Source organism: Arthrobacter sp. CP30 (genome assembly GCF_053470025.1).
The window spans coordinates 122,910-147,843 of sequence record NZ_JBQEMM010000006.1; the positions used below are offsets into that span (position 1 = coordinate 122,910).

Annotated in this window: 22 protein-coding genes; 15 read left to right on the forward strand and 7 right to left on the reverse strand. The window is 68.4% G+C overall.

Going from position 1 to position 24,934, the window contains the following annotated elements; translation table 11 throughout:
• Positions 1-190 precede the first annotated feature (190 nt).
• The 3 genes from ACTIMO_RS10170 to clpX all read left to right on the forward strand — a co-directional run bounded on the left by ACTIMO_RS10170 (position 191) and on the right by clpX (position 3,002).
• Positions 191-817: an ATP-dependent Clp protease proteolytic subunit gene (locus ACTIMO_RS10170; protein ID WP_321166897.1), complete on the forward strand. Its 627-nt coding sequence runs from the start codon at positions 191-193 to the stop codon at positions 815-817.
• A 41-nt stretch (positions 818-858) separates the two neighbouring features.
• On the forward strand, positions 859-1,533 hold the full coding sequence (locus ACTIMO_RS10175; RefSeq protein WP_055771523.1) for an ATP-dependent Clp protease proteolytic subunit: 675 nt from the start codon (positions 859-861) through the stop codon (positions 1,531-1,533).
• A gap of 176 nt (positions 1,534-1,709) precedes the next feature.
• Positions 1,710-3,002 (forward strand): ATP-dependent Clp protease ATP-binding subunit ClpX, encoded by a 1,293-nt coding sequence (gene clpX / locus ACTIMO_RS10180; RefSeq protein ID WP_055771521.1) that lies wholly within the window; start codon positions 1,710-1,712, stop codon positions 3,000-3,002.
• A gap of 68 nt (positions 3,003-3,070) precedes the next feature.
• On the opposite strand, the gene ACTIMO_RS10185 is transcribed toward clpX, so the two are convergent.
• Positions 3,071-4,600: a glyceraldehyde-3-phosphate dehydrogenase gene (locus ACTIMO_RS10185; RefSeq protein ID WP_448182336.1), complete on the reverse strand. Its 1,530-nt coding sequence runs from the start codon at positions 4,598-4,600 to the stop codon at positions 3,071-3,073.
• Positions 4,601-4,810: 210 nt separating this feature from the next.
• Between ACTIMO_RS10185 and ACTIMO_RS10190 the strand changes: the two genes are divergently transcribed.
• Positions 4,811-5,428 carry a mycothiol-dependent nitroreductase Rv2466c family protein gene (locus tag ACTIMO_RS10190; RefSeq protein WP_422389884.1) on the forward strand — a complete coding sequence of 206 codons (618 nt, stop codon included), beginning with the start codon at positions 4,811-4,813 and terminating at the stop codon, positions 5,426-5,428.
• A gap of 62 nt (positions 5,429-5,490) precedes the next feature.
• On the opposite strand, the gene valS is transcribed toward ACTIMO_RS10190, so the two are convergent.
• Both valS and ACTIMO_RS10200 read right to left on the reverse strand, forming a co-directional pair.
• The gene (valS, locus tag ACTIMO_RS10195) at positions 5,491-8,115 is read right to left on the reverse strand and encodes a valine--tRNA ligase (protein WP_448182337.1); all 2,625 of its coding nucleotides are present in this window, start codon (positions 8,113-8,115) and stop codon (positions 5,491-5,493) included.
• A gap of 44 nt (positions 8,116-8,159) precedes the next feature.
• Positions 8,160-9,683 (reverse strand): SulP family inorganic anion transporter, encoded by a 1,524-nt coding sequence (locus tag ACTIMO_RS10200; protein WP_055771502.1) that lies wholly within the window; start codon positions 9,681-9,683, stop codon positions 8,160-8,162.
• A 207-nt stretch (positions 9,684-9,890) separates the two neighbouring features.
• Here ACTIMO_RS10200 and ACTIMO_RS10205 point away from each other — a divergent pair, with 207 nt between their 5' ends.
• The 5 genes from ACTIMO_RS10205 to ACTIMO_RS10225 all read left to right on the forward strand — a co-directional run bounded on the left by ACTIMO_RS10205 (position 9,891) and on the right by ACTIMO_RS10225 (position 12,994).
• On the forward strand, positions 9,891-10,253 hold the full coding sequence (locus tag ACTIMO_RS10205) for a MerR family transcriptional regulator (protein WP_055771499.1): 363 nt from the start codon (positions 9,891-9,893) through the stop codon (positions 10,251-10,253).
• Between the two features lie 78 nt (positions 10,254-10,331).
• Positions 10,332-11,129 (forward strand): SDR family oxidoreductase, encoded by a 798-nt coding sequence (locus ACTIMO_RS10210; protein WP_082471524.1) that lies wholly within the window; start codon positions 10,332-10,334, stop codon positions 11,127-11,129.
• 106 nt (positions 11,130-11,235) lie between these two features.
• On the forward strand, positions 11,236-12,129 hold the full coding sequence (locus ACTIMO_RS10215) for a diacylglycerol/lipid kinase family protein (protein WP_055771496.1): 894 nt from the start codon (positions 11,236-11,238) through the stop codon (positions 12,127-12,129).
• Between the two features lie 104 nt (positions 12,130-12,233).
• Positions 12,234-12,683 (forward strand): hypothetical protein, encoded by a 450-nt coding sequence (locus tag ACTIMO_RS10220; protein WP_055771493.1) that lies wholly within the window; start codon positions 12,234-12,236, stop codon positions 12,681-12,683.
• Positions 12,680-12,994, forward strand: a complete 315-nt coding sequence (locus tag ACTIMO_RS10225) for a winged helix-turn-helix domain-containing protein (protein ID WP_055771490.1) — start codon at positions 12,680-12,682, stop codon at positions 12,992-12,994. The genes ACTIMO_RS10220 and ACTIMO_RS10225 overlap by 4 nt, the downstream gene beginning before the upstream one ends.
• 10 nt (positions 12,995-13,004) lie before the next feature.
• Here ACTIMO_RS10225 and ACTIMO_RS10230 read toward each other — a convergent pair whose 3' ends face one another.
• Together ACTIMO_RS10230 and ACTIMO_RS10235 are read right to left on the reverse strand one after the other, a co-directional pair.
• Positions 13,005-13,919: a cytochrome P450 gene (locus tag ACTIMO_RS10230; protein ID WP_200914827.1), complete on the reverse strand. Its 915-nt coding sequence runs from the start codon at positions 13,917-13,919 to the stop codon at positions 13,005-13,007.
• Between the two features lie 27 nt (positions 13,920-13,946).
• Positions 13,947-14,333 (reverse strand): hypothetical protein, encoded by a 387-nt coding sequence (locus ACTIMO_RS10235; protein WP_200914826.1) that lies wholly within the window; start codon positions 14,331-14,333, stop codon positions 13,947-13,949.
• 431 nt (positions 14,334-14,764) lie between these two features.
• Here ACTIMO_RS10235 and ileS point away from each other — a divergent pair, with 431 nt between their 5' ends.
• From ileS to ACTIMO_RS10260, 5 genes are all read left to right on the forward strand, one after another.
• Positions 14,765-18,061, forward strand: coding sequence for an isoleucine--tRNA ligase (gene ileS, locus ACTIMO_RS10240; RefSeq protein ID WP_448182338.1), 3,297 nt, complete (start codon positions 14,765-14,767; stop codon positions 18,059-18,061).
• The gene (locus ACTIMO_RS10245) at positions 18,054-19,454 is read left to right on the forward strand and encodes a bifunctional folylpolyglutamate synthase/dihydrofolate synthase (protein WP_448182339.1); all 1,401 of its coding nucleotides are present in this window, start codon (positions 18,054-18,056) and stop codon (positions 19,452-19,454) included. The genes ileS and ACTIMO_RS10245 overlap by 8 nt, the downstream gene beginning before the upstream one ends.
• A 6-nt stretch (positions 19,455-19,460) precedes the next feature.
• On the forward strand, positions 19,461-19,913 hold the full coding sequence (locus tag ACTIMO_RS10250; protein ID WP_422389873.1) for a DUF4233 domain-containing protein: 453 nt from the start codon (positions 19,461-19,463) through the stop codon (positions 19,911-19,913).
• A 62-nt stretch (positions 19,914-19,975) separates the two neighbouring features.
• A complete protein-coding gene (gene ndk, locus ACTIMO_RS10255) occupies positions 19,976-20,392 on the forward strand; it encodes a nucleoside-diphosphate kinase (protein WP_448182340.1) in 417 nt (138 codons plus the stop codon).
• 68 nt (positions 20,393-20,460) lie between these two features.
• Positions 20,461-21,426: an aldo/keto reductase gene (locus tag ACTIMO_RS10260; protein WP_422389871.1), complete on the forward strand. Its 966-nt coding sequence runs from the start codon at positions 20,461-20,463 to the stop codon at positions 21,424-21,426.
• Between the two features lie 141 nt (positions 21,427-21,567).
• Here the strand turns inward: ACTIMO_RS10260 and ACTIMO_RS10265 are convergent, their stop codons facing one another.
• Both ACTIMO_RS10265 and ACTIMO_RS10270 read right to left on the reverse strand, forming a co-directional pair.
• Positions 21,568-22,422, reverse strand: coding sequence for a glycosyltransferase family 8 protein (locus ACTIMO_RS10265; protein ID WP_448182341.1), 855 nt, complete (start codon positions 22,420-22,422; stop codon positions 21,568-21,570).
• Between the two features lie 42 nt (positions 22,423-22,464).
• Positions 22,465-23,847, reverse strand: a complete 1,383-nt coding sequence (locus ACTIMO_RS10270) for a D-arabinono-1,4-lactone oxidase (protein WP_448182342.1) — start codon at positions 23,845-23,847, stop codon at positions 22,465-22,467.
• 169 nt (positions 23,848-24,016) lie between these two features.
• Between ACTIMO_RS10270 and ACTIMO_RS10275 the strand changes: the two genes are divergently transcribed.
• Entirely contained in the window at positions 24,017-24,931 is a 915-nt protein-coding gene (locus tag ACTIMO_RS10275; RefSeq protein WP_448182343.1) for a 2-hydroxyacid dehydrogenase, read from the forward strand.
• Positions 24,932-24,934 lie beyond the last annotated feature (3 nt).

Genomic DNA, 24,934 nt, shown 5'->3' on the forward strand with positions numbered 1-24,934 from the left:
AAGCCCTCGGCGAGCGGACGGAGGCCCTGGGCGAACGCCTGCCGGGGCTCGGTTGCGCGACCGTGCGCCGTCAGCGAACAGTTCACGGAGCGGGAGCAATTCGTCGCCGCAGCGGGTTAGTGTCCAAGGAGAGACAAACGGACGGGTCGGCCGACGAGGCAGCGGCCCGCCAGAGTGAGAGGTCAACCACATGGCAACCGAACCAAGTATCCCGAGCATGGCTGGTCCCGAGATGGGCGGCCGTGACGAGTACATCTACACGCGGCTCCTCAAGGAGCGCATCATCTGGCTCGGTTCCGAGGTCCGCGACGACAACGCGAACGCCATCTGCTCGCAGCTGCTCCTGCTGTCGGCGGAGGATCCCGAGCGTGACATCTTCCTCTACATCAACTCACCGGGTGGATCGGTGACCGCGGGCATGGCGATCTACGACACCATGCAGTTCATCCCGAACGACGTCGTCACCGTCGCGACGGGTCTCGCGGCCTCCATGGGACAGTTCCTCCTGTCCTCGGGCACCAAGGGCAAGCGGTACGCGACCCCCCACGCCCGGATCCTGATGCACCAGCCGTCCGGCGGCATCGGCGGAACGGCGACGGACATCCGGATCCAGGCCGAGCTGATCCTGCACATGAAGCGCGTCATGGCCGAGCTGACGGCAGAGCAGACGGGCCAGACCGTCGAGACGATCCTCAAGGACAACGACCGCGACAAGTGGTTCACGGCCCAGGAAGCCCTCGAGTACGGCTTCTTCGACCACATCTCCGCGCACTCGGGCTCCGTCGCCGGCGGCGGCGGCACCGAGCAGACCGCGTAGTCCGCTCCCAGCCCTCCACCCGTCGTCCTACAGGAGACACCATGAACCACGAATTCCAGGCAGCAGCGGGATCCACGGCGCAGAACCTGCCGACCAGCCGCTACATCCTCCCCCAGTTCGAAGAGCGCACGCCCTACGGTTTCAAGCGCCAGGACCCGTACACCAAGCTCTTCGAGGACCGCATCATCTTCCTCGGGACGCAGGTAGATGACGCATCGGCCGACGACGTCATGGCGCAGCTGCTCGTCCTCGAGTCCACGGACCCCGAGCGCGACATCACGCTGTACATCAACTCGCCCGGTGGCTCCTTCACCGCGATGACGGCGATCTACGACACCATGCAGTTCATCCGCCCCGAGGTGCAGACGGTCTGCCTCGGCCAGGCGGCCAGTGCCGCGGCGGTCCTGCTGGCCGCGGGTGCGCCCGGCAAGCGTCTCGCCCTGCCCAACGCCCGCGTGCTGATCCACCAGCCGGCCCTGTCCGGCGGCCAGGGTGGGCAGGCCTCCGACCTCGAGATCCAGGCCAACGAGGTCATGCGCATGCGGACCTGGCTCGAGGACACCCTCGCCCTGCACTCGGGCCGTACGCCCGAGCAGGTGAACCTCGACATCGAGCGCGACAAGATCCTCACCGCCGCCGACGCCGTCGCGTACGGCCTGGTGGACGAGGTCCTCAACTCGCGGAAGATCACGCCGCCGAAGATCAACACCCCGTGATCCGGGCGTCCGTCCGGCGGTCCTGAGGGCAGCCGGTCGGAGCGTCCGGGTCCCGGCCAGGACGATCAGAATGCCCGTGGCGCCGAACGGCACCACGGGCTTTTTGATACCGGCTACCACAGGCATGTGGCCTAGAGTGGTGGTAGCAATCGCGTAATACCTAAGGGGATTGAACCATGGCTCGCATTGGTGAGAGCACCGATCTGCTCAAGTGCTCCTTCTGCGGGAAGAGCCAGAAGCAGGTACGCAAGCTCATCGCCGGCCCCGGCGTGTACATCTGCGACGAGTGCATCGACCTCTGCAACGAGATCATCGAGGAGGAGCTCTCCGAGGTGGCCGACCTCGGGACCTTCGAGCTCCCCAAGCCGCGGGAGATCTTCGACTTCCTGCAGGAGTACGTCGTCGGGCAGGAGCCCGCGAAGCGCTCCCTCGCCGTCGCCGTGTACAACCACTACAAGCGCATCCAGTCGGGCAGCGGCCCGCGTGCGGCCGGCACCCTCGCCGATGCGGCCGAGGCCGAGGACGTCGAGATCGCGAAGTCCAACATTCTCCTGATCGGCCCCACGGGCTGCGGCAAGACCTATCTCGCCCAGACCCTCGCCCGCCGCCTCAACGTCCCGTTCGCGGTCGCCGACGCGACGGCGCTGACGGAGGCGGGCTACGTGGGTGAGGACGTCGAGAACATCCTCCTCAAGCTCATTCAGGCTGCCGACTACGACGTCAAGAAGGCCGAGCAGGGCATCATCTACATCGACGAGATCGACAAGATCTCTCGGAAGAGCGAGAACCCCTCGATCACCCGGGACGTCTCCGGTGAGGGCGTGCAGCAGGCTCTCCTCAAAATCCTCGAGGGGACGGTGGCGTCGGTGCCCCCGCAGGGTGGCCGGAAGCACCCGCACCAGGAGTTCATCCAGATCGACACGACGAACGTCCTGTTCATCGTCGCCGGCGCCTTCGCCGGACTGGAGGAGATCATCGGATCGCGTGCCGGGCGGAAGGGCATCGGCTTCGGTGCTCCGCTGAGCTCCCTCAAGAACGAGGAGGCCAGCTACGGGGACGTGATGCCGGAGGACCTGCTGAAGTTCGGGCTGATCCCCGAGTTCATCGGTCGCCTGCCGGTCATCACCACGGTGACCCATCTCGACCGGCCGGCGCTCATGCAGATCCTCACCGAGCCGAAGAACGCGCTCATGAAGCAGTACCAGAAGATGTTCCTGCTCGACGGCGTCGAACTGGCGTTCGAGCCCAAGGCGCTCGAGGCCATCGCCGATCTGGCGCTCGATCGCGGGACCGGTGCGCGCGGTCTGCGCGCCATCATGGAGGAGGTCCTCCTGCCCGTGATGTTCGACCTCCCGAGCCGCGAGGACATCGCGACCGTCGTGATCACGGACGACGTCGTCGCCAAGCGCGCCGAGCCGACACTCATCTCCCACGAGGTCGTGGCCAAGCGGCGGAACAAGTCCGCCTGATTCCTCCTCGCGCAACGAAGGGCCCGACCTGATGGTCGGGCCCTTCGTGCGTTCGCTCCGCGCGGCACTCAGGCGTCGGCGGTCACCGCAGCCGTACCAGGGAACTCGGGAGCGTCGTCGCCCGTGTCCGCACCCGGCACCACGTCTGCCGCGGGGTAGGACGGCGGGTGGACCCCTGCCATCTCCTCCATGACCCTGACCACCTGGCAGCTGTAGCCGAACTCGTTGTCGTACCAGACGTAGAGGACCAGGTAGGTGCCGTTGGCGATCGTGGCGAGACCGTCGACGATGCCCGCCCGCCGCGAGCCGACGAAGTCGGTGGACACAACCTCCGGACTGTCGATGTAGTCGACCTGCTTGCGCATGTCCGAGTGCAGGGACATCTCGCGCAGATAGGTGTTCGCCTCCTCCTTGGTGGTCGCTCGCTCCAGTGTCAGGTTGAGGATGGCGATGGACACGTCGGGAGTGGGTACGCGGATGGAGCTGCCGGTGAGCTTCCCGGCCAGTTCCGGCAGGGCCTTCGCCACAGCCGTCGCCGCACCGGTCTCGGTCAGCACCATGTTCAGCGCGGCCGAGCGCCCGCGGCGGTCACCGCGGTGGAAATTGTCGATGAGGTTCTGGTCGTTGGTGAAGGAGTGGACGGTCTCGACGTGTCCGTGGACTACCCCGAAGCGGTCGTTGATGGCCTTCAGCACCGGGGTGATGGCGTTGGTGGTGCAGGAGGCCGCGGTGATGATGCGGTCCTCCTTGCCGATCGCTGCGTGGTTGATGCCGTGCACGATGTTCTTGAGGTCCCCCTTGCCGGGCGCGGTCAGGAGGACCTTCGCGACCCCGGTACTGCGCAGGTGCTGGGAGAGGCCGTCGGCGTCGCGCCACCGGCCGGTGTTGTCGACCACGAGGGCGTCGGAGATCCCGTACGCGGTGTAGTCGATCGAGGCGGGATCGTCGGAGTAGATGACCTGGATCCTGATGCCGTTGGCCGTGATGGTGTTCGCGGTCTCGTCCACCTGGATCGTGCCCTCGAAGGAGCCGTGCACCGAATCGCGGCGCAGGAGGCTCGCCCGCTTGGCGAGGTCGTTGTCGGATCCGCGGCGCACGACGACGGCGCGCAGCCGCAATCCGTGGCCGCCGCCGGCCTTCTCGATGAGCAGGCGCGCCACGAGGCGGCCGATGCGGCCGAAGCCGTAGAGCACGACGTCGGTGCTGGTGCGCTGGTCGCGGCCGCCCTGTCCGACGATGTCCGCGAGCTCGGTACGGACGAACTGCTCCAGCGATCGGCTGTCACCGCCTGCGGCGGACCGGTCGTAGGCGAGCCTCAGCCGGCCCAGGTCGATCGCGGCGGCGCCGAGGTCCAGGTCCGCGAGCAGTCGGAGCAGGGGAGCGGTGTCCTCGAGCCGGAGTTCCTCGGTGGTGATCCGACGGGCGAACCGGTGGGCCTTGAGGATGTTCATGGTCGACTTGTTGATGAGGCTGCGCCCGTGGATGCTCGTCACCACGTTGTTCCTGCGGTAGAGCTGCCCGATCAGCGGGATCATCGCCTCTGCCAGCGCCTCGCGTTCGAGCCAGGTGTCGTGATTGTCGGTCCCGTCGTGCTGCACAGCCGTATCCTCTTCTGCGCCGGACGCACCGGCGCGGAGTCATCCAGCCGGATGGCGACGCAGGGAGAGCGCCAGGCACCGTCGACTGGTCGTGTCCCTTCATTGAACCGCCTTCGGCGGCGGTGCACCAATCCGCGCGGAATATGGAGTGGGGAAGGCGGGTTGCACGAGAAAAGGCAACGGCCTTGATCCCGACCGAAGGAGAACCGCATGAGCGAGTCAGCAACCGTAGAGAAGGCCGATTTCTGGTTCGACCCCCTGTGCCCGTTCGCGTGGATCACCTCCCGGTGGATCGGAGAGGTGGAGCAGGTCCGGAACATCACGGTCGACTGGCACGTGATGAGCCTGTCCGTGCTCAACGAGGGTCGTGACCTCCCCGAGGAGTACCAGGCCATGATGCAGAAGGCGTGGGGGCCGGTGCGCGTCATCATCGCGGCGCGGGAACTCCACGGCGACGAGTACATCAAGAGGCTGTACGACGCCATGGGCACGCGCATCCACATCGGGCAGCTCAAGGACTTCGACGTCGTGATCCGGGAATCGCTGGACGAGGTCGGTCTGCCCGCGGAGCTCGCGGCGTACGCCCACACGGACGAGTACGACACCCAGCTGCGCGCCTCGCACCAGGACGGCATCGACCGCGTGGGCGACGAGGTGGGCACGCCGGTGGTCGCCTTCAACGGGACCGCCTTCTTCGGGCCCGTCCTGACGAAGATCCCCCGGGGCGAGGCCGCCGGCCGGATCTTCGACGGCGCGCTGCTGATGGCCGAGTTCCCGGAGTTCTACGAGCTCAAGCGCTCACGCACGTCCAGCCCCTCGTTCGACTGATCCGTCCCGCCCGGGAGAAGAGACCCGCTCGACAGCGGGTCTCTTCTCCCGTTTCGGGGCGCCTATTCGGCCGGCTGCGGCACCAGCTCGACGTCGGACACGGTCAGTGCCCCCTCGCCGTCGGTGAGCCGGAGGTCCTTCGCGTTGCCGGCGGCCAGCAGGTCGGCCAGCCCTGCGCGGACCTGCTCCACCTGGGCGGCGGAGGCCGTGACCACCGCGGTCTCCACCTCGCTCCGCTGCTTCACCTTCGCCTCGGACTTCGCCTTCCGGATACCTCCGAGGGCCAGGGCCACGGAGGTCAGGACGGCAGGGTCGGCCGACGCCGGGAGACCGTCGAGGGCGTCCGCGGACGGCCAGGCCGCGCGGTGCACCGAACCCTTGCGCCACCAGCTCCAGACCTCCTCCGTCGCGAAGGGCAGGAACGGCGCGAAGAGCCGGAGGAGAGCGTCCAGGGTCGTCGCGAGGGTGGTCTGCACGGACTGTGTCCCGGCGTCGTCCGCGTCGCCGTAGGCGCGATCCTTGACCAGTTCGACGTAGTCGTCGGTGAACGTCCAGAAGAACGACTCCGTGAGCTGCAGCGCGCGGGCGTAGTCGTACTTCCCGAAGGCGGCGGTGGCCTGCTCCGTGACCGTCCGCAGCTGCGCCAGCAGCGACTGGTCGAGCGCGGTGGACACGCGGTCCAGGGACCCAGCGCCGATCGAGGCCTCCGTGACGCCGAGGTTCAGCACGAACTTCGAGGCGTTGAGGAGTTTGATCGCCAGCCGGCGGCCGATCTTCATCTGGTTGACCTCGTACGCGGTGTCGGCACCGAGCTTCGCTGACGCAGCCCAGTAACGGACGGCGTCCGCCCCGAACTGCTCGAGGACGTCGGTCGGTACCACCACGTTGCCCTTGGACTTGGACATCTTCTTGCGGTCCGGGTCGAGGATCCAGCCGGAGAGCGCGGCGTGCTTCCAGGGCACCGAGTCCTGGAGGGCGTCCGCACGGACGGCGGTCGAGAACAGCCAGGTACGGATGATGTCGTGTCCCTGCGGGCGGAGGTCGAACGGGAAGACCTTGGCGAACAGGTCCTCGTCGCGCGCCCACCCGCCGACGATCTGCGGCGTGAGCGACGAGGTGGCCCAGGTGTCGAGCACGTCGAGGTCACCGGTGAAGCCGTTCGGCTGGTTCCGCGCCGACTCGTCGAAGCCGGGCGCGGGCTCGGCCGCCGGGTCCACGGGCAGCATGTTCATGGCCGGCACGATCGGGGCGTCGTACTCGGGTTCACCGTCGGCATCGAGGCGGTACCAGACGGGTACGGGCACGCCGAAAAACCGCTGGCGGGAGACGAGCCAGTCGCCGTTCAGACCCTCGATCCAGTTCTCGTAGCGCGAGCGCATGAACGAGGGATGGAATTCGATCTCCCGCCCGCGCTGGATGAGCGCCTCGCGCTTGCCGGCGTCGCGGCCGCCGTTGCGGATGTACCACTGGCGGCTCGTGACGACCTCGAGCGGCTTGTCGCCCTTCTCGTAGAAGTTCACGGGGTGGGTGATCTTCGTGGGTTCGCCGTCGAGGTCCCCGCTCTCGCGGAGCATGCCGACCACGGCTTCCTTCGCGCTGAAGATGGTCTTGCCGGCCACCTGCGCGTAGTTCTCGCGCGCACGCCCGGTGGCGATCCACTCCGGCGTCTCGGTCCGGATGCGGCCATCACGGCCGACGACGGCGCGCGTGGGGAGCTGCAGCTCGCGCCACCAGGTGACATCGGTGAGGTCGCCGAACGTACAGATCATGGCGATACCGCTGCCCTTGTCCGGCTTCGCGAGCGGGTGCGCCTTGATCTCCACCTCGACGTCGAACAGGGGAGAGGTCACCGTGGTGCCGAAGAGGGGCTTGTAGCGCTCGTCGTCGGGATGCGCCACCAGGGCCACACAGGCCGGCAGGAGCTCGGGACGCGTGGTCTCGATGTGCACCTGCCTGCCGTCGGGCGCGTGGAACGCGATGCGGTGGTAGGCGCCGGGCTGCTCGCGGTCCTCGAGTTCGGCCTGCGCGACGGCGGTCCGGAAGGTCACGTCCCAGAGCGTCGGTGCTTCTGCGAGGTAGGCGTCGCCGGCTGCGAGGTTGTCGAGGAAGGCCCGCTGGGACACGGACCGCGAGGTGTCGTCGATGGTCCGGTAGGTGAGGTCCCAGTCGACCGAGAGCCCGAGCGTGCTGAAGAGGTTCTCGAAGACCTTCTCGTCCTCGACGGCCAGTTCCTCGCACAGCTCGATGAAGGTGCGGCGGGAGACCGCGTCGAAGTCGCGCTGGTTCTTCGCGGGCTCCGCGGGTGGGCGGTAGCCGGCGTCGTAGGCCACCGACGGGTCGCACCGTACACCGTAGTAGTTCTGCACGCGGCGTTCCGTCGGCAGCCCGTTGTCGTCCCAGCCCATCGGGTAGAACACGTTGGCGCCGTTCATCCGCTTGAACCGCGCCATGACGTCGGTCTGCGTGTAGGAGAACATGTGGCCCACATGGAGCGAACCCGAGGCGGTGGGCGGAGGGGTGTCGATCGAGTAGACACTCTCGCGGGTCGTGTCGCGGTCGAAGGTGTAGGTGCCGTCCTCGCGCCACTGGCGGGACAGCCTCTCCTCGAGGCCCTCCAGCGCGGGCTTGTCGGGAACGGAAACGGGCTGGGGAGAGGGCGTGTCTGTGCCCTGGGTGGTATCGGCCATCCCTCCATTGTTCCCTACCCGTCGCGGGTCACGTGCCGGGTTGATCAGTGTCCGGCGCCGAGCTTCCCGCCGAGGCGTTCGCGCATCATGGCGGAGGCGTCGTTGAGTCCGACGATCTTCACCTCGGTGCCGTGGCTGCGGTACTTCTCCTGGATGGCGTCGAGGGCGCCGATGGTGGAGGCGTCCCAGAGGTGGGAGCCGTGCAGGTCGATGGTGACCCGGTGCGGGTCGGTGGCGTATTCGAACTGGGTGTAGAGGTCGTTGGAGGATGCGAAGAACAGTTCGCCGTTCACGGTGTAGGTGGCGTGGCGCTGCCCGTTCCCGGTGTCTTCGGTGCGCTCGACGGTGACGAAGTGGGCGACCCTCCGGGCGAACGCCACCATCGCGACGAGGACGCCGACGCCGACGCCGATGGCGAGGTTGTGCGTCCACACGGTGACGATGACGGTGGCGAGCATGACGGTGGTCTCGCTCTTGGGCATGCGCTTGAGGGTGGTCGGCCGGATGCTGTGCCAGTCGAAGGTGGCGATGGAGACGAAGATCATCACCGCGACGAGGGCCGCCATGGGGATGAGGGCGACGATGTCGCCGAGCGCGACGACGAGGATCAGCAGGAAGGTGCCGGCGAGGAAGGTGGAGATGCGGGTCCGGGCGCCGGAGGCCTTCACGTTGATCATGGTCTGGCCTATCATCGCGCAGCCGCCCATGCCGCCGAAGAACCCGGTGATGATGTTCGCCGCGCCCTGCCCCCAGGATTCGCGGGTCTTGTTCGACCGGGTGTCGGTGATGTCGTCGACGAGTTTCGCCGTCATCAGGGATTCGAGGAGTCCGACGGCTGCCAGCGCGAGGGCGAACGGGGCGATGATCTGCAGCGTCTCGAGGTTCAGCGGGACGTTCGGGAAGAACAGGGACGGAAGGCTCTCGGGAAGTTCGCCCTTGTCCCCGACCGTGGGGACCAGGGCATCGGCGAGGACCGCGAAGACGGTCAGGACGACGATCGCCACGAGCGGCGCCGGGACGACGGAGGTCAGTCGGGGGAGACCGAAGACGATCAGCAGGCCGACCGCGACCATGGGGTAGACGAGGAAGGGGACACCGAGGAGTTCGGGCACCTGGGACATGAAGATCAGGATGGCCAGGGCGTTCACGAACCCGACCATGACCGAGCGGGGGATGAAGCGCATGAGCTTCGCGACACCGGCGAGACCGAGGAGGACCTGGAAGGCGCCGCCGAGGATGACGGCCGCGATGAAGTAGTCCACGCCGTGGCTGGCCACCAGGGGGGCGATGACGAGGGCGACGGCGCCGGTCGCGGCCGAGATCATGGCCGGGCGGCCACCGAGGAAGGCGATCGACACCGCCATGGTGAAGGAGGCGAACAGTCCGAGGCGCGGGTCCACGCCCGCGATGATCGAGAACGCGATGGCTTCCGGGATCAGTGCGAGGGCGACGACGAGACCCGCGAGGACCTCGGTCTTCAGGAGGCGGGGAGTCTTCAGGGTGCGGACGACGGATTGCCGTTCGGCGGGCGTGAGCCCGGGCGGCGCGGTGTGTGCAGCTGCGTGCATGGCAGGGGTTCCTTGGAGTGCCGGTGGCCGTCGCGGTCTGATGCGGTGTCGCGGTTTCATGGCGTACGGGGGCGACGGGCGGGGGAATCTGTACCGCGCTGTACAGGGGTGACGTACTCAACCCTAACGTAAGGGTAGAGTCTTCGTGAAAGGGTGGTGACCGTGCCCGGAACGAAGGACGCACACGGTTCTCCCGCAGGGAGGACGATGCACATCGGTGAGCTGGCCGAGCGGACCGGCCTTTCGCTGCGCACGATCAGGCACTACGACGATGTCGGCATCCTGCCGGCCACCGGCCGCACCGAGGGTGGCTTCCGCGTCTACACGGAGACCGACGCGAGCCGGCTGGTGCTGATCCGGCGCATGAAGCCACTCGGGTTCACCCTCGACGAGATGCAGGAACTGCTCGCGGTCACCGACGCCCTGGACGTGGAGGAGGACCCCGATGAGCGGACACGGCTGCACGTGGCCCTGGACGTCTTCCGATCCTCCGCCGAGGAGAGGCGCGAGAAGCTCGCCCTGACGCTCGAGCGCGCCGACGAGTTCATCGAACGACTCCGGCAGTACTAGCACCGGCGGAGTCCCGGTGCGGTGGGCGACCCTCCACATCCGGCGGCGGAGCCGGGACGGGATGATTACAGTGGGCCCATGACTGAGACCTCTTCCCCGCAGCTCGGCGCTCCCGCCGATCCCGCCCCGTCCGCACTGCGCGCCGTCGTCACCGGAGCCAGTTCCGGTATCGGTGCCGCCACGGTCCGTGCGCTCCGCCGTGACGGGTGGGATGTCGTCGCCGCGGCCCGCCGCATCGACCGTCTTCAGGCGCTCGCGGACGAGACGGGAGCCGTCCCGCTCGCCCTCGACGTCGCCGATCAGGTGTCCGTCGAGGCGTTCGCCGCGGAGGTGACGGCTGCGGGACCGGTCCATGCCCTGATCAACAACGCAGGCGGCGCGTTCGGTGCGGACCGCGTTCTGGACACCACCACGGCGGACTGGCAGCGGATGTACGACGTCAACGTGCTCGGCTCCCTGCGCATGACGCGGGCACTGCTCCCGGCGCTGCGTGACGGCGGCCAGGGAAGTGTCCTGTTCCTCACGTCCACCGCCGCGATCGCCGCCTACGAGGGCGGCGCCGGCTACTGCGGGGTCAAGGCGGCACAGCAGTCCATGGCACGAGCGCTCCGCCTCGAAGAGGCAGAGAACAATATCCGCGTCATCGAGGTGTCGCCCGGCATGGTGCACACCGAGGAGTTCTCTCTGAACCGCCTCGGCGGCGACCAGGGCGCTGCCGACAAGGTCTACGCGGGCGTGGCGAACCCGCTGACGGCCGACGACGTCGCCGCAGCCGTCGCCTTCACCCTGAATACCCCGCACCACGTGAACATCGATCAGCTCGTCCTCCGGCCGCTGGCGCAGGCGGCGAACCACAAGGTGCTGCGGTCGAGCTGACCTGCCGGTGCCGTCCCTGACCGATCTGCTCCGGCGGGTCCGCGCGATGCTCGGTCCGGGCCGTCCCGGCCCGGCGCCTGATACCCGACGACCGGGATCACCGGCGGTGCTCCTCCTCGTGAATCCCACCGCCGGCCGCGGGCGTGCCGGGCGCCTCGGACCATCGGTCGCGGACGCCCTGCGGCAGCAGGGCTTCTCGCCGGTCGTCGTGATGACCGGAAGTCTCGCCGAGGCCACGCAGTGCGCCCGACGTGCTGCGGAGGGAACGATCGTGGCCGCCCTCGGCGGCGACGGCTTCCTCGGAGCCGTGGCGGCGGGCGCGAGGGTCTCCGGTGCCGTGGTGCTGCCGCTGGCCGGTGGACGCGGCAACGACACCGTCAGGAGGCTCGGACTTCCCCTCGATCCCGTGCGCGCCGTGCGGGCGATACGCGAGCTGAGTGTCCGGTCGATCGATGTGGGCCTCGTCAACGGACGCCCCTTCCTCGGGGTGGCCCACGCGGGCTTCGACGCACTGGCCAACGAGTACGGCAACGCGGCCCGGTTCCCCCTCGGACCGTTCGTCTACCTGTACGGCGGAATCAGGGCCCTCCGAGCATGGCGCGATGTGACGTTGACGGTGGGCGTCGACGGCCAGGAGCGCTCCTTCACAGGGTGGTTCGCCGCCGTCGGCGGGCTCGGCCAGTACGGCGGGGGACTCCGGATCTGTCCGAACGCCGAGATCGACGACGGACTCCTCAATGTGGTTTCCCTCGGGAAGTCCTCGATCGCGCACGTCGTCGTCGTCTACCTGCTCTCCTACCGGGGGCGCCACCTGGGGCGGCCCGGCGTCAGCTCCCGACGCGGCCGCGTCATCTCGATCAGCGCGGACCGGGAGCTGAACGTCTATGCCGACGGTGAACTCGTGGGTCCGTTGCCCATGACGGTGAGCGTCGATCCTTCAGCGTTGCGAGTGCTGCTTCCGACGGGCCGGCCTGGTGACGCGGTGTCGCCCAGCCGATGACGGTGAATCCGCGCCCCTGAAGCATTCCACCATGCGAAAGTACTTGCCAAACTGGAAACTAGTTGCGAGAGTGGATCATCATCACTTCTCAGCAGGGGGACACCATGAACGAGACCGACATGCCGACCGCACCGGACGCCGACCAGGCCCGGAGGCTCCTCGCCCAGGCGGACCAGATCGGCGGGAGCGTCCGGACCGGCGCGGGCTGGCCGCAGATCAGCCTGCTGCTCGGGCTCGGCGCCATCTCCTCGCTCGGCGTCATCGCCCTGGCCTACGCGGCACAGATCCCCGGTGCCTCGATCGTCCTGCCGATGGGTGCGATGCTCGTCTGGCTCGCCATCTTCGTCACCATGGCTCTGGTCTTCGCGCAGACGGCCAAGCGCGGGTTCGGGGCGCGCTGGGGCCTGTACATCGGAGGATGGAGCGTCCTGTGGGTCGCGGGCATCATCCTCGCCGGCTCCGTGTTCGTGGGCGATCTCGGCTTCGCCGCCGCCCACGCCGCAGCACTGACGCTCCTGACGGCCGGGTGCGCCCTCTACGAGGCACGACGATGAGCACGCAGGACACGCCGGCCCATCCGCGGCATCTCCTCGCGGAAACGCTCGGTCATCCCGTGCGGTTCTCGCTCATGGCCGCGCTGGCGCAGACGGAGGAGTTCGACTTCGCGACCCTGCGTGACCACCTCCAGGTCTCCGACTCCGTGCTCAGCAAGCAGGTGACTGCGCTGGAGACCGCGGGCTACGTGAAGGTGCGCAAGGGGTTCATCGGCAAGCGCCCGCGGACGTGGCTCAAGGCCACGAAGGAGGGCCATGCGGTCTGGCGGAGTCACCTGGCCGCCCTGCGGGAGATCGCCGCAGACCTCTAGGCGTCCTGCCTCAGGAGCGTGGCGACACGCTCAGCGCCACGGAGTAGTTGTCCAGGGTTCCGGGCAGTGGATGCGACGGATCGAGGTGCTGCCCCCGCCCCACGCGCAGGTCGTGATCGCCGACGACGAAAGCCAGCGCCGCGCTCGTCAGCAGGAGCACGAGCTGCTTGCCGGGGCACACCACCGGTCCGTCGCTGAAGGGGACGAGCGGCCAGCCGTCGTCCTCGTCGGTCAGCCAGCGCTCCGGCGAGAAACCGTGCGCGTCCCGCAGATGGCGGTCGTCGCGGTGGAAGTACGGCGCGTAGAGCAGGACGCCGCAGTCCGCCGGCATCGTCCCGTCAGCCCACTCCACGGGCCGCGTGCTCTGTCGCAGGATCATCGGTGTCGTCGGCCAGAGCCGCAGCGACTCCAGGATGCTCGCGCGCAGGTAGGGGAGGAACCGGCGCCCGGAGGTGTCCGCGTCCGCCTCGCGGCGGGCGGCAGCCATCGCCTCCGGATGTGTCGCGAACACGGTCAGCGCCCGGAAGGCCGCCATCCCTGCCGGGTCGAAGGCGAAGAGCCACTGGGGTACCTGCTCCGCCGGCTCGGCGCCGTCGCCCTTCGGGGCGGCTGCCATGACCGCGGCGAGGCTGCCGGGTTCGGCGTCGGCCACTTCGTCGGCCACCCGCCGGAGGAACGCCGTCCGCACCTTCCGCCGCTTTGGCCTCAGGAAGGCCCAGGTACCGTCCTTCCGCAACCGGATGATCATCGCGGTCAGGTCCTTGTCGTCCCGCGCGTGGTCGCCGAACACCACCCGACGGACCACCCGGTACCAGGCGTCGAGGAAATCGTCCCAGGGCAGTGAGCCCCCACGTGCAGCCTCGGCCAGCAGCTGCCGCATCTCCTCCTCGACCACGGGCACGAAGCGGTCCGCCAGATGGTGCACGGGGTGGTCAGTGTCCAGGACCTGTTCCTACAGGGCACGGCGGACGGTACGGACCGGCCCTCGGGAGATGAGGACGTTGTGGGGCTGGAAATGGGACAGCGCGGCTTTCTTCTCGCTGCTCGCCGGGGAGAAGGGCTCTGGCGACGCGGCGAGGAGGGCGTTGGCGTCCTCGGGCGCCAGCACGATGGCCTGCTTCCGCAGGGGCACCTTCAGCAGGAGCGGACCGGTGGGGTACTTCGCGTGGATCGTCGTCACGATCCCGACGGCCCTCGTGTCGAGATCGAGGCGCGCCGCCAACCCGACCGCCCAGGGCCGTCGGATGATCGGCCCCTTGGCGACGGTGGGCAGGAACACCCCGAGCAGGAGCCGTCCCGTATCGAGCGCGGAAGCGGTGGGAAGTGCGGGACTCGACATGCGGCGGTGTCCATCCTGTAGCGGCCGGGTGCCCCCCACCCTGCCAAGACCGCCCGCGCGGCACAACGCCCGTTCCGCAGCCCCCCGGCCCTTGCTTCTCCTCGCGCACACCTTTCGACAACGATTTCCGCCCGGGGCTAGACTGGGCGCACAAGCATCGACCCGGCCATCACCGGCGAGCTTCCGGAAGAACGGACGCCTCAGGGCGGACCAGTAGAACCGGACGGGCAGGCCCGTGACAGCCCGTAACGAGCGGCAGCCCAGCCCTCGTGACCGCAGCGAGCGGCACGGCGGCGACGGCGGCAAGTGAGGTGGTACCGCGGGTGCGGTGCTCCCGGCACCGGTCAGGCAACCGGTGGCGGCGGGCCCGGCAACCGTCCTCACGGCAGGACTCCTGCTCCACCCACGCCGCCGTACACAGGATGAGATTCATGCCGCAGATCTACCCCAAAGCCGTGTCACCCGACGAGAACGGGGCGAACCAGCCGCACGGCCCGTCGCCGCGCTTCCCGGACCTCGAGGAGCGCGTCCTCCGCTACTGGGAGCAGGACGGGACCTTCCAGGCCTCCATCGACCAGCGGGACGCCGGCGACGACGGCGCCAACGAGTTCGTGTTCTACGACGGGCCCCCCTTCGCGAACGGACTCCCGCACTACGGGCACCTCCTGACCGGGTACGCCAAGGATCTCGTGGGCCGCTACCAGACCCAGCGTGGGCACCGCGTCGAGCGCCGCTTCGGCTGGGACACCCATGGGTTGCCCGCAGAACTCGAAGCCATGAAGCAGCTCGGGATGACGGACAAGCAGCAGATCGTCGCCATGGGCATCGACAACTTCAACGATGCCGCACGTGCCTCCGTCATGAAGTACGCGGGGGAGTGGCGTGACTACGTGACGCGCCAGGCCCGCTGGGTGGACTTCGACAACGACTACAAGACGCTCAACCCGGAGTACATGGAGTCGGTCCTCTGGGCGTTCAAGACGCTCCACGAGAAGGGTCTGACGTACAACGGCTACCGCGTTCTGCCCTATTGCTGGAACGACGAGACCCCGCTGTCCAACCATGAACTCCGCATGGACGAGGACGTGTACCAGGACCGCCAGGACCAGACCGTCACCGTCACGTTCCCGCTCCTCGTCGGCGATTCGCAGCTGTCGAAGGACCTCGCCGGCGTGCAGGCCCTCGCCTGGACCACCACTCCGTGGACCCTGCCCACCAACGCGGCGCTCGCCGTCGGGCCGGACATCACCTACGCCGTCGTCGAGGCCGTGCGCGACGGCAGGGCCGGACGCTACCTGATCGCCGAGGACCTGCTGGGGAACTACGCCAAGGACCTCGGTTTCGCCGATGCCGCCGCCGCACGCGACGCCGTCACAGCGCGGTACCGGGGCACCGAGCTCGAGGGCCTCACCTATGAGCCGCTGTGGGACTACCTCGCCGACCCGGAGGAGGGCGGCTACCGCAACGCCTTCCGCATCCTCGTGGCGGACTACGTCACGACGACGGACGGAACGGGCCTCGTGCACCAGGCCCCCGCCTACGGCGAGGAGGACCAGAAGATCTGCGAGGAGGCCGGCATCCAGGTCATCCTCTCGGTCGACGAGGGCGCGAAGTTCCTGCCGATGTTCGGGCGCGGTCCGCTGGCCGAGATCGTGGGGCTGCAGGTCTTCGAGGCGAACCGGCACATCACCCGCGTACTGAAGTCCGAGGGCCGGCTCGTCCGGCAGGCCAGCTACGTGCACAGCTACCCGCACTGCTGGCGCTGCCGCAACCCGCTGATCTACCGCGCCGTGTCCTCCTGGTACGTCGAGGTCACCAAGATCCGCGACCGCATGGTGGAGCTCAACCAGGACATCACCTGGATCCCCGGTAACGTCAAGGACGGCCAGTTCGGCACCTGGCTCTCCAATGCGCGCGACTGGTCCATCAGCCGCAACCGCTTCTGGGGAAGCCCCATCCCCGTGTGGCAGTCCGACGATCCCGAGTACCCGAGGACCGACGTCTACGGATCCCTCGCCGAGCTGCAGGCCGACTTCGGCCGGCTGCCGCTGAACAAGCAGGGCGAGGTGGATCTGCATCGTCCGTTCATCGACGACCTGACCCGGCCGAACCCGGACGATCCGACCGGCCGCTCGACCATGCGCCGGGTCGAGGACGTGCTGGACGTCTGGTTCGATTCCGGCTCGATGCCCTACGGCCAGGTTCACTACCCGTTCCAGAACGGGCCGTGGTTCGACACGCACAATCCTGCCGACTTCATCGTCGAGTACATTGGGCAGACACGCGGCTGGTTCTACATGCTGCACATCCTGTCCACGGCGCTGTTCGACCGCCCCGCGTTCCGCAACGTGATCAGCCACGGGATCGTGCTCGGTTCCGACGGCCAGAAGATGTCCAAGAGCCTCCGCAACTACCCGGACGTCTCCGAGGTGTTCGACCGCGACGGCTCCGACGCCATGCGCTGGTTCCTCATGGCCTCGCCGATCCTCCGCGGTGGCAACCTCGTGGTCACCGAGCAGGGCATCCGCGACGGAGTCCGCCAGGTGATCCTGCCCCTCTGGAACGTGTGGCACTTCTTCAGCCTGTACACCAACGCCGCGAACGGAGGACAGGGCTACGAGGCGAAGACCGTGACGGCCGAGGCCGCCGCGCAGCTCCCCGAGCCGATCGACCGCTACATCCTGGCGAACACCGGCAACCTGGTCCGAGACCTCACGGCGTCCCTCGACGCCTTCACGATCAGCGACGCCTGCGAATCGCTGCGCCGGTACCTCGACACGCTCACCAACTGGTACGTGCGCCGGAGCCGCCAGCGGTTCTTCGAGGAGGACACCGACGCTTTCGACGTCCTCTACACGTGCCTGGAAGCGGTCTGCCGTGCCGCAGCGCCCCTGCTGCCGCTCGTCACCGAGGAGATCTGGCGTGGGCTGACCGGCGGACGGTCGGTGCACCTCACCGACTGGCCGGACACGGCGTCGTTCCCGGCTGCTCCGGACCTCGTGGAGCGGATGGACCGGACACGGCAGGTGTGTTCCGTCGGCTCGAGCCTGCGGAAGGCCGCGAACCTCCGCGTGCGCCTGCCGCTGCGCGAGCTGACCGTCGTCGCTCCCGGTGCAGGCGCACTGTCCGGGCAGTACTCCTCGATCATCGCCGACGAGCTGAACCTCAAGGGCGTCCGCCTGGTGGATTCGGCGGACGCCGAGCCCGCGGAGTTCGGCATCTCGCAGCGGCTCGTCGTCAACGCCCGTGCAGCAGGCCCGCGCCTCGGCAAGAATGTCCAGACCGTCATCAAGGCGTCCAAGTCCGGTGACTGGTCCGTGTCCGACGACGGCGGCGTGACAGCGGGCGGCCTCGCCCTGGAGCCGCACGAGTACACGCTCGACACCGTCGTGGAGGGCAACGGCGCGACGTCCAAGGCCGTGACGGTCCTTCCGGGCGGCGGGTTCCTCGTCCTCGACACCGAGGTGACGGACGAGCTTGCGGCGGAGGGCACGGCGCGCGATGCGATCCGTGCCGTCCAGCAGGCCCGCCGCGACGCGGGTCTCGAGATCAGCGACCGGATCTCCACGACCATCACCGTGGCACCCCATCAGGTCCAGGCGCTCGAGGCGAACGCCGGGCTGATCCGGTCCGAGACCCTCACGACGGAGCTCCGCATCATCGCGGACGACGCCGCGGGAACCGAGTTCGGCATCACCGTAGGAAAGCAGGAGCAGGACCATGAGTGAGACCAGCGACACCCAGGCGGGCGCGGCGGACAACGGACGGGAGGCGGACGGCTTCTCCGTGGAGAGTGTCTACGCCGAGCTCCTGAGCCGCGCACCGGAGCACAGGATGGAACCGCGCATGGCCCCGCTGCACCGCGCCATGGAGATCCTGGGGGAGCCGAACAGGTCTTTCCCGATCATCCACATCACCGGCACCAACGGCAAGACGTCGACGGCGCGCATGATCGAGAGCATCCTGCTGGCGCACGACCTCCGTACCGGACGCTTCACGAGCCCTCACCTGTCACGCGTCACCGAGCGCATCAGCATCGACGGTGAGCCCGTGAGCGACGGCACGTTCGTCCGCGTCTGGGACGAGATCAAGCCCTATCTGGACATCGTGGACGGCGAACTGCTCGTCGCCGGTGAGCCGCGACTGACGTACTTCGAGTGCGTCACCATCCTCGCCTTCGCGATCTTCGCCGACGAACCGATCGACGTCGGCGTGATCGAGGTGGGGCTCGGCGGGATCACCGACGCGACGAACGTGGGGGACGGCCAGGTCGCCGTGATCACGCCGATCTCCCTCGACCACACCGAACTGCTCGGTGACACGGTGGAGGACATCGCGCTGGAGAAGGCCGGCATCATCAAGCCCGGAGCCTTCCTGGTCAGCGCGATCCAGCCGCGGGATGCCGCACAGGTGCTCCTCGAACGGGCCCGCGAGGTCGGAGCGGAATTCCGTTTCGAGGGCGTCGAATTCGGCGTGGAGTCTCGGACGGTCGCGGTCGGCGGCCAGGTGGTGTCCCTGACGGGCCTCGCGGGACGGTACGGAGAACTGCTCGTGCCGCTGCACGGTGAGCACCAGGCCGAGAACGCGGCGGTCGCCGTTGCCGCGGTGGAGGCGTTCCTCGGGGGAGGGGAGCGGGAGCTGGACACCACCCTCGTGCGGAACGGCCTTCGCGCCGTCACCTCCCCGGGGCGCCTCGAAGTGGTCCGGACGGCGCCGAGCATCATCGTCGATGCCGCGCACAATCCGGCCGGTGCGCGCGCCGCCGCCAGGGGCATCAGCGAGGCCTTCGACTTCTCGCGCCTGGTCCTCGTGATCGGGGTGCTGCAGGACAAGGATGCCGCCGGGATACTTGCGGAGCTCCACGAGGAACTGGGCGGGATCCTCGAGGACGTGTGCCTGACGCAGTCCACCTCGCCCCGCTCGGTCCCGGCTGCCGACCTCCTGCAGGCCGCTCTCTCGGCGGGCTTCGCCGAGGAGAACATCACCATCCTCGCGGCCCTCGACGACGCCCTCGAGTGGGCGGTCATGAAGGCCGAGGAGAACAACGACCTGTCCGGCGGCATCCTCGTGACCGGCTCCGTCACGGTGGTCGGCGAAGCCCGCACGCTCCTAGGGAAGTAGGCAGGCATGGCACGACGCATGACGAAGGCCCAGCGCGAGTGGCGGCCCGGGATGCCGAAGAAGCGGCGCTCGACGAAGGTCATGTTCGCCTCGACCGTGCTCCTGCTCGAGGCGTTCGTGGTCTTCTTCGCCACCCTCACCGTGTTCGGGCTGCGGCGTGACGAGATCTCACCGGCCGTGATCCTGACCTCGGGCGTGATCCTCAGCGTCCTCCTGGTGTTCACCTGTGCAGTCGTCACGAAGAGGTGGGGTATCGCGGTGGGCTGGGTGCTCCAGCTCGTCATCATCGCCGGCGGCTTCCTGGAGCCGGCGATGTTCGTCGTCGGACTCGCGTTCGCGATCACCTGGCTGTACGGGCTGAGGCAGGGCGCGCGCGTGGACCGCGAGAACGTGGAGCGCGACCGGTTGCAGGCCGAGTGGGAGAAAGCCCATCCCGAGGAAGGCCCCGCCGTTGAGTAGAGTCGGGGGTGATACCCCGACATCCGCGCCGCCTCCCGTGGCGCCCCACCCCCAGGAGACCCATGAGTACCGAGCGCACCCTTGTCCTCGTCAAGCCCGACGGCGTGGCACGTGGCCTGACCGGCACCGTCCTCGCCCGGATCGAGGCGAAGGGCTACACCATCGCCGAGCTGAAGCAGGTGCACGCGACGCGTGAGCTGCTCGAGGAGCACTACGCCGAGCACGTGGGCAAGCCCTTCTTCGAGCCGCTCGTCGAGTTCATGCTGAGTGGACCCGTGGTCGCCGCGGTGTTCGAGGGCCACCGGGTCATCGAGGGATTCCGCTCGCTCGCAGGTACGACGGAGCCGACGACAGCAGCGCCGGGCACCATCCGCGGCGACTTCGGCCGCGACTGGGGCGTCAAGGTCCAGCAGAACCTCGTCCACGGATCCGACTCCGCGGAGTCCGCCGAGCGGGAGATCGGGATCTGGTTCGCCTGATCCCACCCCGTTCGCGCCAGTTGCCCCGGGTCATGTGCCCGGGGCAACTGTGTTGGTAGGTTAGGTACATGATGACCTACCGCAGACTGGGCACCTCCGGGCTCAGCGTTTCCACCGTCGGGCTCGGCTGCAACAACCTGGGCCGAGCGGGCACCGCCTCGGAATCCCAGGAGGGGACGGACGCGGTCGTGCATGCCGCGATCGATGCCGGCATCACCCTCTTCGACGTCGCCGACATGTACGGCAAGGCGCCGGGTGTCAGCGAGATGCAGCTCGGCAAGGCGCTGGGCCCACGGCGCGACGACGTCGTCCTCGCCACCAAGTTCGGCCTCGACATGGGAGGGGTGAACGGCCCCGACTGGAACGCGCGAGGCTCACGGCGGTACATCGTCCGCGCGGCGGAGGCCTCCCTCCGCCGTCTCGGTACCGACTGGATCGATCTCTACCAGTACCACGCGCCCGATGCCCTCACGCCGATCGAGGAGAGCCTCGCGGCGCTCGACGACCTGGTGACCAGTGGCAAGGTCCGGTACGTGGGGCACTCCAACTTCGCCGGCTGGCAGATCGCCGAGGCCGAGTTCACGGCGCGCAGCGGCGGCTACACGCCGTTCATCTCGGCCCAGAACCCGTACAACCTGCTGGACCGCCGACTCGAGCGCGAGGTGGTCCCGGCCGTCGAGGCGTACGGACTCGGGGTGCTGCCCTACTTCCCGCTCGCCAATGGTCTGCTGACCGGCAAGTACCGGCGGAACGAGGTACCTGAGGGCAGCCGGCTCACCCATTCACGCCAGAATGTCCTCGAGACCGCCGACTGGGACCAGCTCGAAGCATATTCGGCCTTCGCGGCCGAGCGCGGCGTGAGCGAGGTGCAGGTCGCCTTCTCGTGGCTCGCGGCCCAGCCGGCGGTCGGCTCCGTGATCGCCGGAGCCACCACGCCGCAGCAGGTGCGGCAGAACGCCGAGGCCGCCGACTGGACGCCGACCGATGAGGACCTCGCCGAACTGGATCGCATCTTCCCGGCACCGACGGCCTGAGTGGCGTCACCGCCCGGGGGCGCCCCGGGGACGATTCTGAAGAGGTCGTCTACCATGCCACTCCGTCGTGCAGGCCGGGACCTGAAGGGTCGACCGACAAGCCGACCCATGAGGTAACTCCGTGTCGGGCAGACCGTGCCGTCAACCGGCCGCGGGACCCGACGCCCGATCCATCAGCCGATCAGCCGTTGCCCACCAGAGCCGGTTCACCTCGGCGTACCGGTCGGTGGGGTCGAGGGGCTTCTCCCACGGCTTGTCGATGATGTAGTGGATGTTCTTCACCTCCGCTGCATCCCAGACCGTCGGGTGCTGGTGCGGCAGGGTCTTCAGTGCGTTGTAGATGTAAGGCAGTGGCTGCCAGCGGTCGCGGTAGTACTCGTTGAGGAAGTCCTGTTCGGCGAAGGGGTAGCGTGACAGGTCGTCCACGGCCGCCAGGCGGGCCACCATGTCGGCGAGGACGGCCTCGTCGGGTGAGAGCACGAGGAAGCCGCCGTTGAGGTAGTTGTCCGTCGCGTCCGGTTCGGTGACGTGGTCCCCGCCGCGGCAGTGCGTGTAGAAACAGGTCTGGGGTGTCCAGCTCGGCGGGTAGCTCGCAATCCGGTTGGGGTTGCACCGGCAGGCGTGGCAGGCGGCGATGGCGCCGTCGGCCAGTTCCAGCGAGAACAACTCGTCCATGGACCGGGTCACCAGCATGTCGGCGTCCAGGAACACGACGCGCTCGTACTCGGTGAGGCCCCAGACGGCCAGCTTGGTCCATACCTCCGCGAACCGGGCGTTGGCGTAGCTGTCGGCGGACCCGCCGGCCGGTCGCAACGGCGCGACGTCGCGCACGATGCATCCGTCGTCGAGCAGGAGGCGCCGGGCCTGCTCGTCGATCCCCTCGGTCACCATGACCACCAGGGGAGCGTCGCTGCCGGAGTCGGCCAGCGAGGCCCGCAGGGTCCGGACCCCGATCAGGTAGTGGGGTTGCGTCAGCAACGTCACCCAGGCATTCATCTGTGCTGCTCCTGTCCAGGGAATCGAGGGCGTGGGGTCGGGTCAGTCGAGCAGGGCGGCGGTGAACGCGTTCGCGAAGCGGTGCTGCGGGTCCAGGGTCTCGCGGACCCGGCGGAAGGCTTCCCACTGGGGGTAGAGCGCCGGCCAGTCGTAGAGGGACTCGTCGAAGTACTTGCCCCAGTGGGGACGGCCACCCTCCTCGGACAGGGCCCGCTCCACGGCCCTGAGGAAGCTGTCGCCTTCCTCGGACAGCGAGCCGTCGGCCGAGTAGTAGACCACGAAGCCGAAGTAGCAGGTGTCCTCGCCGTTCGACGGGCTCAACCACGCGTCCGACGCGCCGGTGCAGCGCAGGATCACCGGGTAGTGCATGCGAGGCTGGGTCTCCGCATGCCAGTCCTTGATCTTCCTGATCACCGCTCCCGCCCGGGCGAGGGGGATACCGATCTCCACGTTGATCTGCGGGGTCGCGATCCCGCGGCAGAACACCTGGTAGACATCCCCCGTGACGTCGGTGAAGTCCCTGAAGCGGGTCACGGTGCGCATCGGCTTGCCGTCGTCGGCGACACCCCTCGAGTCGGCGCGCAGCAGGCGCAACGTCGATTCCACGGTGGTGTTCATCGTGGCGTTGGTGCCGGCGTGTTCCAGCAGCTCCCCGCCGCCGGCCCGGTACCTGGAGACCTCGTCGTCGGACGCCTCGTTGGCGGTCCACACCTGGACCTGGTTCTCCTGGGGGAACCACCACGCCTTGACCAGGAGATTCTCCCGGTTCCAGGTCCCGAGGTCCGCTTCCAGGGTGTCGGCGTCGACCGCCTGCTTGACGCAGGTGTAGACCAGCGATTCCCGTGTGCGCAGCGTCACGGCGGTGATCACGCCCAGTGAGCCGAGGCCGAGCTGCACGGCGCCGAAGTCCGGGTGTTCCTCGTCGAACTCGGCGATCGTGCCATCGGCCAGGACGATCCGGATCGAGAGCGCGTCGCCCGCGATCGAGCTCTGCTGCAGGCCCTGACCATGGGTTCCCGTGGACACCGCGCCGGCCAGGGTCTGCTCGGCGATCACCCCGGGCGAGGCGTTGAGCATCCGGCCCCGCGCGGTGAGGAACGCGTACACCTCGGACAACGGGGTCGAGCCGGCGAAGGTCACGGTGTCCTCGGTGCTGGAGATCAGGCCGCTCAGCCGGCTCAGGTCCAGCAGCGTACCGGCCCCGTCCGCGACCGACATCATCCGGCCGGGCGACATCCGGCTCCCGATCATCCGGACCCGGCCGTCACTGGTGGACAGGAAGTCGCACAACTCGGCCTCGGTGGCGGGAGTGACGACTGAGCCGGGCAGGCCCAGCCGGGAGTTCCTGGCCCAGTTGCGGAGCCGGGTGTCCTCGCCGGCGAGTTCCGGTTCCTGAGCGGGGTAAGCGAGCGGCGTGATTGCCATGGCGCGTCTCCTGTAGAAGTTCGCTTCTGCCTTCGAAGCCACACGGGTGTACTGGGCGCATCCGTCGACCCGGGTGTTCCCCGGTGCCCCCGACGAATTTCGTACTTCTGTAGAAGTCCCTCCCACACCATAGCCCAGCGCAGGTCAAGCGAATGATTACACTGACAAAATGACCGTCGTATGCATCCCCGACCAGAACGCCCGAGATCTTCTGGGGAACCTCCCCGACGGAGTGGAGGTGATTGTCTGGGATGGCGGGAACGATAAGCCCGATCGGCTGGCGGAGACCCTCTTCTGGGTTCCGCAGGTCGAGGACTCGACCGACCTCGTCGAGAAGTTCGCCGCGATGCCGAAGCTCGAGGTCGTCCAGCTGACGAGTGCCGGCGTGGAGGACATCCTCGAGCACCTCCCGGACGGCGTGACGCTGTGCAGTGCGCGGGGTGTGCACGGCTCAGCGGTTGCCGAACTGGTGCTGGCCGTCGTGCTCGCCACCCTGCGTCGGCTGCCCCACTTCGCTGAAGCGCAGCGGCAGGGCCGGTGGGATCCGATGGAGGCCGATGACCTGCGCGACAAGCGCGTCCTGATCATCGGCGCCGGTGACCTCGGGGAGCAGACCGCGCACCGGCTGAGGAGCTTCGACGCCCGCCCGGTGTTCGTGGCGCACACGGCCCGCGACGGCGTCCATGCGACGTCGGAGCTGCCGGGCCTGCTGCCCGAGGCCGACGTGGTGGTGCTGACCGTTCCTCTCACGGCGGACACGACGGGTCTCGTCGACGCGGAATTCCTGTCCCACATGCGTGACGGCGCCCTGCTGGTCAACGTGGCACGCGGAAAGGTCGTCGACACGTCCGCGCTGCTTGCGGAGCTGACCGCCGGTCGGCTGCGCGCCGCGCTGGACGTGATGGAGCCCGAGCCCCTGCCGGCTGATCACCCGCTGTGGTCAGCCCCGAACCTGATCATCACCCCGCATGCGGCCGGGTCCGTCAGCCAGTCCGGCCCCCGTGCCTTCGCGCTGGTCAATGCTCAGATGCACCGGTATCTCGCCGGCGAGGAGCTCGTCAACGTCGTGAAGAGCGCAGACTGACGG